Annotated in this window: 8 protein-coding genes; 5 read left to right on the forward strand and 3 right to left on the reverse strand. The window is 44.8% G+C overall.

What is annotated here, in order from left to right; all coding sequences use genetic code 11:
* Positions 1–81: 81 nt before the first annotated feature.
* Positions 82–1,998, reverse strand: a complete 1,917-nt coding sequence (locus tag JGK20_RS05705) for a GAF domain-containing sensor histidine kinase (protein WP_293177036.1) — start codon at positions 1,996–1,998, stop codon at positions 82–84.
* Positions 1,999–2,846: 848 nt separating this feature from the next.
* Positions 2,847–3,074 (reverse strand): type II toxin-antitoxin system CcdA family antitoxin, encoded by a 228-nt coding sequence (locus JGK20_RS05710; protein WP_293146178.1) that lies wholly within the window; start codon positions 3,072–3,074, stop codon positions 2,847–2,849.
* A 745-nt stretch (positions 3,075–3,819) separates the two neighbouring features.
* On the opposite strand from JGK20_RS05710, the gene lepA reads away from it, so the two are divergent.
* From lepA to JGK20_RS05725, 3 genes are all read left to right on the forward strand, one after another.
* The gene (lepA, locus tag JGK20_RS05715) at positions 3,820–5,634 is read left to right on the forward strand and encodes a translation elongation factor 4 (RefSeq protein ID WP_293177038.1); all 1,815 of its coding nucleotides are present in this window, start codon (positions 3,820–3,822) and stop codon (positions 5,632–5,634) included.
* A 275-nt stretch (positions 5,635–5,909) separates the two neighbouring features.
* Positions 5,910–6,482, forward strand: a complete 573-nt coding sequence (locus JGK20_RS05720) for a type II toxin-antitoxin system HicB family antitoxin (RefSeq protein WP_293177040.1) — start codon at positions 5,910–5,912, stop codon at positions 6,480–6,482.
* Positions 6,479–6,898: a type II toxin-antitoxin system VapC family toxin gene (locus tag JGK20_RS05725; RefSeq protein ID WP_293191452.1), complete on the forward strand. Its 420-nt coding sequence runs from the start codon at positions 6,479–6,481 to the stop codon at positions 6,896–6,898. The genes JGK20_RS05720 and JGK20_RS05725 overlap by 4 nt, the downstream gene beginning before the upstream one ends.
* An 80-nt stretch (positions 6,899–6,978) precedes the next feature.
* On the opposite strand, the gene JGK20_RS05730 is transcribed toward JGK20_RS05725, so the two are convergent.
* Complete coding sequence (locus JGK20_RS05730) at positions 6,979–7,254, reverse strand: hypothetical protein (protein WP_293210888.1); 276 nt, start codon at positions 7,252–7,254, stop codon at positions 6,979–6,981.
* 159 nt (positions 7,255–7,413) lie between these two features.
* Here JGK20_RS05730 and JGK20_RS05735 point away from each other — a divergent pair, with 159 nt between their 5' ends.
* Both JGK20_RS05735 and JGK20_RS05740 read left to right on the forward strand, forming a co-directional pair.
* Positions 7,414–8,082, forward strand: a complete 669-nt coding sequence (locus JGK20_RS05735) for a helix-turn-helix domain-containing protein (protein ID WP_293229707.1) — start codon at positions 7,414–7,416, stop codon at positions 8,080–8,082.
* A gap of 39 nt (positions 8,083–8,121) precedes the next feature.
* Positions 8,122–8,505, forward strand: a complete 384-nt coding sequence (locus JGK20_RS05740; protein WP_293229710.1) for a hypothetical protein — start codon at positions 8,122–8,124, stop codon at positions 8,503–8,505.
* Positions 8,506–8,776 lie beyond the last annotated feature (271 nt).

The following is an 8,776-nucleotide window of genomic DNA, read 5'->3' on the forward strand; positions in this document are numbered from 1 at the left end:
ATGGATAGCGTTCCTCTCTTCGGATAACCCAGAACTGAAGCAATTACCGATGACCAATTACCAATTACCAATTACCAATAATTAATTTTTCAAGAGCGGTTCTTGATAAAGCACCACAGTAAAAGTAACTGTCGATCCGAGTCCTTCCCCCATACTGTAAAAATTTACTGTGCCACCCATGGCTTCTACCAGTTTTTGAGAAATAGCCAATCCCAAACCAGTGCCGCCGTATTGTCTGGTACGAGCGCCGTCCACCTGAAAAAATGACTCAAATAATTTATATTGCTTGTCTAGAGAAACCCCAATGCCAGTATCCGCAACTCGGATTTTCACAATTCCGGGTAACTCCTGGTTGTTAACAGTTACTTTTTTCTTAATAACTTCGGCACTGATGCGAATTCCGCCTTCCTTGGTAAATTTAATTGCATTGCCGGTGAGGTTCAAAATTACCTGAAGCAGGCGTTGGTAGTTGGCATACAAAATAATCTCGTCCTCGATGGCTGGTGTTTGGATTTGAAATTGCAATCGCTTTTCTTGCACTTGAACCCGTGTAAAGTTCTCCACTTGCTGCAAAAGTTCGCCGAGTTTGACTGGAGCGAGGTCTAACTCCATTTTGCCAGCTTCGATTTTAGCGATATCCAAAATATCGTTAATCACATTGAACAAGTGTAATGCCGATTGATAAGCTTCTTCGATAAATTGGTGCGCTTCTTCGGGGTCATCTGCCATGCCATCCAGAACCAGTTTCAGGAAACCGAGGATGCCGTTGAGGGGGGTGCGGAGTTCGTGGGAAGTATTGGCAAGAAATTGACTTTTAAGTTGGGAAAGGGCGACGGCTTCGGCACGGGCTTGTTCTAATTCTTGGTAAAGTGTAGCGTGGGCGATCGCGCTGCCGACTTGAGCGACTAACTCGCGGGCAAATTCGAGTTCGACAGGACTCCATTTCGGGGAATTGCCGCAGCGGTGCAAACATATCAGGGCATTGGGTTGGTCTTCATAGAAGGTAGCTGCTACGAGTACGGAATGGCGATCGAAGCGATCGACAATGGGGGAGGCGTAATCGACTGCTACGGGTTTTAACGTGGCTAAAGTTTGAATCCAGCCCGGCTGTTCGGCTGCGCGCAGTTGTAATCCCAGCATCGAAGAGTAAGGTTCTTGGCGGTACTCAGCTACTACTTTAAAAGTTTTCGATTGGAGATTTTCGATTTGATCGGCAGACAGCGGGGGCGATCCATCGCTGGCAATTGAGTGTTGCAGTTCTGCTGCTAGATCTGGATAGTTTTGCTGATTTTCTGAGATCGGGAAGGGGGAAATTTCGAGGTTTTCGCTGTCTTTTTTGGAGGAACAGATGATACAGCGGCTCGCGTTCAAAACTTCACCCAAACTGTTAACTGTTTGCTGCCAAATTGTCTGTAAATCGAGTGTTCTGTGCAGGTTTTGAGCGATTTGGGAGATAATTTTGCGATCGATTTCCGAGTAGGTAGTGAGCGGTCTACCGATGAGGCTGGCTGGATACAGCATTTGTTGGCTGGCGTCGGAGGAAGATGGCAAAGCTGGATATGCCATGAATTCTGGGGAATCTGCCGACAATTGTACGGGTTTGTCCGACAGCAGCCTGCCCATAACTAAGACTTTTGTAGCTTTACCATTGGAGTCGATCGCCGGAGTGACTGTCAAATCGAAGAGAAAATATTGTTCGGCGTGGCAAAATGGATAGCTAAACCTTTGGGGGACAAGGGTTTCGAGCGCCCGCCGCAGGCGTTCGAGATAAGGTGCAGGGGCGATGGGTTGCAGGGTTTCGCTGAGGGGGCGATCCTCTTCGAGGGCTTCGCTAACGACAATTTCTTCTGCTGTGAGGTTGTACTCCTCGGCTTTTTGCCAGTAAAAAGACAGATATCGACCCCTTGCGTCTTGGGTAAATACTAATTCTGCCCCTAACTCTTGAAAAAATGCTGTAGAGGCGAGGTTCGATCGCCGGAAATCTGTGTTAGAGTCCATCAGATTAGGGGATAAAAGTAATTCTGATTTTGAGTATTGAGTTTTTGATTTAAAATTTAAAACTCAAAATTGTTTTGGGTTTTGATAATTAAGATGTGAGTTATGGTAGAAGCAATAAGGAAGAGTGGAGAGTTGACAGTTGATAGTTGACAGAAGAGCCCGAAAAGCCGGTCGTTGGGTTGACAGAAGAGCCCGATCGCGCAAGACAAGGGTTAACAGAAGGAAGAAGGAATAAGCCCTTGCGGCTTCCTTCGGCTAAGCCGTATAAGTCGCTCAAGCTAAAAAGATGGAAGATGCAAGATTGAAGATGGAAGATGCAATCGAGCGCATTAGTTTTAGCAATTAATAAATTCCCCGCGATCGGGCACGGTGGCTATATTAATTGACTGCAAAGTAGTTGGCTTTTTAATGAATGATTCACAGGTCGAGACTCGAAACTCAGAACTCTTTTAGACTTCTACCACAGCATTTTTAGTTATCAATAATTTCCCCAAAAAATAATTTATAACTCAACTCAAAACTATTTGTTGTCAGCAGTTTTCGGTAATTTAAAAATACAACTTAAGATGTAGGAATTAGTAGTCTGCACATATTAACTATCGAGTTTAAAAATTCCGCCAAAAGTTGAGGCTGCCAAAAACTCAAGTCGGGGACTGGCGATCGCATTTTTGCCGTCACAATAGAAAAGCTCCTTCTACTTAACCAATATTGCTCCGAACCACCTGTATTTCGCCCGGAAATCTGCCGGAGTTATCTCGCCGGAGATCGGACGATCTAAATTTCACACCCAGAAATTTTATGCCCAGCAGATTTGTGCGCGCCGTAGGAGGGCGAGACAGGAGACAACCTCAGTCGTTCCATTCGCCGCGGGGCGGGACAGGAGGGGTGCGACGCAAACTCATAGCCTGATCGTCTTCGCGACGCTCGCCTCTGAGCCACTGCTTGATTGCTGTTTCAATGACTTTGCTGGGGTCATTTGTCAAGTGCTTAATTTGGTCTAGCAGTTCAGAATCTATATGGATAGATAGTTCCACTTTTTCTGACGAACTGTGGGAGTGTATACTTGACTCGCTCATACTTAAAAAATCCTAGTTTTAATTCTTAAGTTTCAATTCCTTCTAGGAATTTACGCCTTTTTGTTTTGAAGGAAGTGTTTTGAAGGAAGTGATGCCTTATCCCTAGTAGAGATGCACAGCGGCTCAAAACCTGTATTTTTTACACCCTTGCCGCCCCGCTTCCGTCATTTGACCAAATTATCTGCTTCTTGTCAAGCGCTAGCAACTTCTCACCAATATTTTTCAGTTTGCTATGGGCCTCTGTAGAGTAACCTGACGCCAAAAATGGGTACAAGCGCCCGACAATCGTGGTGCTCGGCCCAAAATTTTAGACCCCTGCTCGATCTCCCAGATTTATCTGTTGCGGAGTAAGTTGAAAATCGTTCTCCTTTTTTGAACTCGATGCTCGCGCTCGCTCAAGTCTCACGCCGCAGTCTCCAATCTCAAATCTAAATCTGTTGTGCACCCCGAAGTCTAAAATCTCTAATCTCAAATCGACTGGGCTGGAAGTTTGATGCGGGATGCTGCCGATCGCCTTTTTCTCAACTGTTCCAGACTTTTCTGTAAAACAACAGAGACAAAACTTTTTCTGAGGAGGGCGTCTAGGCTGGAGAGGCGATAGAACATAGCATAAATACAATGGCTTTGTCAACCCACAACCGAGAAAAATTTAAATTCTATTTAAGTCTCTAAATGACGATAAATGACTGTAGATTGAATGAAGTTTTATAATACAACAAAAGTCAATCTTTTGCCGATAGGTTTTATGACAAACGTTCCTGTATCTCGCATTCGTAATTTTTCGATTATTGCTCACATCGACCACGGAAAATCGACTTTGGCCGATCGACTGTTGCAGGCGACTGGGACTGTGAAGGCACGGGAAATGAAGGAGCAGTTTTTAGACAATATGGATCTCGAACGCGAACGTGGCATTACGATCAAGCTGCAAGCGGCTCGGATGAATTACACTGCCAAGGACGGTCAGGAGTACGTGCTAAATCTGATCGACACTCCCGGACACGTTGACTTTTCCTATGAGGTTTCGCGATCGCTCGCTGCTTGCGAAGGGGCGCTGCTGGTGGTAGACGCTTCTCAAGGCGTGGAAGCACAAACCTTGGCAAATGTCTACCTTGCCTTGGGAAATAATTTAGAAATTATTCCGGTTCTAAATAAAATTGACCTGCCGGGGGCGGAACCGGAACGGGTTAAAGGGGAAATTGAAGAAATTATCGGTCTGGACTGTAGCGGGGCGATTGAGGCTTCTGCTAAGGAAGGAATTGGTATTGATGATATTTTGGAGGCGATCGTGGAATTGGTGCCGCCGCCGCAGGATACTGTTGAGAAACCGCTGCGGGCGCTAATTTTTGATAGTTATTACGATGCTTATCGCGGGGTAATTGTGTATTTCCGGGTGATGGACGGAAGTGTCAAAAAGGGCGATCGGGTTTTGTTGATGGTTTCGGGGAAGGAATATGTCATCGATGAATTGGGCATTTTGTCACCGACGCAAGTACAAGTAGACGAACTGCACGCGGGAGAAGTGGGTTATCTGGGCGCGGCAATTAAGGCGGTAGCTGATGCTCGCGTCGGGGATACGATTACTTTGGTCAAAAAGCCTGCACCGGAGCCTTGGCCTGGTTATACGGAGGCTAAGCCGATGGTTTTTTGTGGCTTATTCCCGATCGATGCAGACCAATTTCCTGACTTGCGGGAAGCTTTGGAAAAACTGGAACTCAACGATGCGGCGCTTTCCTACGAACCGGAAACTTCTAGTGCGATGGGATTTGGTTTTCGCTGCGGTTTCTTGGGTTTGCTGCACATGGAAATTGTGCAGGAAAGATTGGAGAGAGAGTACAATTTGGATTTGATTGTTACGGCTCCTTCTGTGGTTTATCAAGTCACAACAATTAAGGGAGAAGTGTTAACAATTGACAATCCGAGTCACTTGCCAGATCCTCAATATCGGGAGAAGATTGAGGAACCTTATGTGCGGGTAGAAATGCTGTCGCCGGAAACTTATGTGGGGGCGCTGATGGAGTTGTCTCAAAGTCGGCGGGGCATTTTTATGGATATGAAGTATCTGAGTCAGGGGCGGACTACGTTGGTTTATGAGTTGCCTTTGGCGGAGGTGGTGACGGACTTTTTCGATCAGATGAAATCGCGATCGCGCGGTTATGCAAGTATGGAGTATCACATCATCGGTTATCGCGAAAATCCGTTGGTGAAATTGGACATTTTAATTAATGGCGATCCGGTTGATGCTTTGGCGATGATTGTGCACCGGGATAAGGCTTACAATGTTGGCCGCGGCTTGACGGAAAAACTGAAGGAGTTGATTCCCCGCCACCAGTTTAAGGTGCCGATTCAAGCGACTATTGGCGCTAAGGTGATTGCTTCGGAACATATTCCGGCTTTGCGGAAGGATGTGTTGGCGAAGTGCTACGGCGGCGATATTTCGCGGAAGAAGAAGTTGCTGCAAAAGCAGGCGAAGGGTAAGAAGCGGATGAAGTCTGTGGGTACTGTGGATGTGCCGCAGGAGGCTTTTATGGCTGTGCTTAAGCTCGATCGCGATTCGTAATTTGTCTGTAGGGCTTTGTTAGGAACAGGCAAGATGCCTGTTCCACAAACAGTCATTTTTCTTGTGGGGTTCTAGGAACAGGCAAGATGCCTGTTCCACAAAGAGTCAATTTTATCGTAGTTTTTTGCAATCACCTCGAACAGGCAAGATGCCTGTTCCACAAAGAGTAAATTTTCTTGTGGGATGGGCATCTTGCCCGTGCCAAAAAGGTTTATTGAAAATGATATAAGATGTTGATATAATTAACAATATAATTCTCACTTGAATTTACTATTATGACTACCAAAATATTACTGAAGTCGTCGGACAAATTAACTAACTTTTCATTGACAGCCGTCATCGAACAGGAAACAGAGGGAAAATATCAAGCGATGGTATTGGGTTTACCTGAATGTCAAGCTGAGGGAAATACTCGCGAAGAGGCGATCGCAAATCTCAGCCAACTTGTGACGAATCATTTAGAAAAAGCTGAATTCATTTCGCTAGAAATCCAAGAGCAAAAACCCGATAGCCCAGCTTTGACAATCCTGATCGAACAGGAAACAGAGGGAAAGTATCAAGCGATGGCTTTGGGTTGGGAAGAATGTAAGGCAGAGGGTAATAGCCGGGAAGAGGTTATTACCAATATTAGCTTAGTTGTGGGCGATCGGCTAGAGAAAGCCGAACTCATTTCTTTGGCAATTCAACCGCCCAAACCGGAACATCCTTGGATGAAGTTTGCTGGAATGTATAAAGACAATCCGCTATTTGATGAGGTGGTTGCTTATATGGAAGCCGATCGCAACACCCTTGATGAGGAAATGGGAACAGATTACCCACAAGTTGATGTGGAGATCGGAGTAAAATGAGTTTGTGGGTACTGGATACGGATTGTTTGACACTTTTTCAAAACGATCATCCGCTGGTAAAGCTGCGAGTTAGTCAGGTTAATCCTGAAGAGATTGCAGTAACAGTGATTACCGTTGAGGAACAAATGCGGGGATGGTTGAATGCGATCAACCAATCTTCTCAATCGGAGCGAGTAATCTGGGGTTATAAGGGATTTCTGGATGGAGTAGAGTATTTCAACAGTGTGAATGTGTTGAAGTTCGATCGCGATGCTTACAATTGCTATACAGATTTGGTGCGTCAAAAGATTCGCATCGGCACAAAAGATTTGCGGATTGCTGCTATTGCGCTTTCTAAAAACGCTATTCTGGTGACGCGGAACCGGCGAGATTTTGAGCGAGTACCGGGTTTGAGGTTTGAAGATTGGACAATTTGAGGAATTGGGTGAGGGATTAAATGCGATCGCACTTTTGGACATTAAGGGCGATCGCACTTTTGCAAATAAACCATCAGAGATTACTCATCATCATCTGCTTTACTACCTAAAAGTCCGAAAATTGCACCGACACCCATATTCCAAGTATCCTTGCAAGTCTCAAAAATGCGAATTTGTTGCGGAGATAGCCGATCTTCCATACTAAGCGATAAGGACACGCCTCCAGAAAGTAAGGTAATACAGACAACTATTGCAAAGACTTTCTCGAAAGGAGAGGGAGGTTGAGGAGAGGTATTTTTACGAATCATTTTAGGAGATTTAGGTTTAGCAGGTGTCATATTTGGTTGAGCTTTCATAATTGCTACCTTTTGATTGGTGATGTTTTAATCATAAAGGGTAAAACCTTGAAAGCCAAGGTGTGTATGGGTTTCAAATACTATGAGTTTGATATGCGTTTAAGATGCGTTTGGTTCGCGATCGCCAGTTATAATACTTAAAAGGTTTGTAATTTGACTATGGCGGGAATCGCAGCATCTGAGGCTGGAATCGAAAAAGCAAAAATAGCTCTCATAGACAAAGGCTGGAGTCGCAAAGACTTAGCCGATCGTGTTTTAATGGGAGAAGACAAAAGTCTAAAGATAGGTATTGATATTCAAACAGTTAATAATTTTTTCAAGCAGAAGCGTGTCAGCCCGCAGTGTTTTGTTGGAATTTGTAAGGCTTTAGGATTGGATTGGCAAGACATTACAAATCCCAATACAACTACGCGGGGCCCAGAAACCGGGTTTTTTCACGACAATACTTCGTTGCAGTCGATAGATTCGGTGAAAAACCCGGTTTCTTCGATCGCAGTTGATAATTCCAACCACAACAATCCGTTTATTCCCCAACATGGCAAGATAGACAATCCGCGATTTTTCTTTGGCAGACAACGAGAAATACGGCGGGTGTTTGAGACGCTGAATGGTGGTAGTAGTGTAGCAATTATTGGCGAAAGGGCGATCGGCAAAAGTTCCCTCCTACAAGCCCTTTACCGAGAAACCCCAACTGAACTCCGTCATCCGCGCCAACCCATTTACCTTAACTTAAATAATGTTTATGATGAACATGACTTTTACGATGCTTTGTGTGGCGAAGCGGGTATCGAGACAGTCAAAGGATATCAACTAAAACGGGCTTTATAATCGCACCGATTCCTGTTGCTTTTAGATGAAGTCGAGAAAATGACCTGGGATGGATTTACGAACCAAGTACGCGGCCAATTGCGGGGTTTGGCGGAGGGAACCGATGCACCATTGCGTTTAGTTGTCGCCGCCTGCACCTCTCTCGATACACTGTTTCCTGACAGTCAAGACAAAAATATGACATCTCCTTTCAAAGGAATTTGCATTGAGGAAAATCTGAAGCAATGGGATGAAAAAATCAGCCGCGAATTTATTATTAGTCGCCTCCAGGCTGACTGGTTAACACCTGTTGACAAACCCGTGAGTTTTACAGAGGCAGAAATTGTGGAGTTAATTGCCGAAAGTAACGGCTATCCTCAGAAATTGATGCAATTGTGCTATCAAACTTACGATCGTTATCTCAATGATTCTAAATCACCCTAAAATATTATATAAAATATGATAGATCCGCAATCGCACAATCCAATATCTCGTAGGGGCAGGTTCACCAACAATAATCGCCTAAAACAGACAATCTCATAAACCTGCCCTCCCCAGCCAAGATTCACTAGACTATATAAATTGATAGATATGCGATCGCACAATCCAATATCTCGTAGATACTGTCTTGATCTGTCAAGGGGTAGCAAGTAAATAAGTTGGATCGAAAGGCTTTTGGGACTTTAAAATACCAAAAGCCAAATGCACCAACTTC

It is taken from the genome of Microcoleus sp. PH2017_05_CCC_O_A (assembly GCF_020738785.1).
In the GTDB taxonomy this organism is placed as follows: Bacteria; Cyanobacteriota; Cyanobacteriia; order Cyanobacteriales; family Microcoleaceae; genus Microcoleus.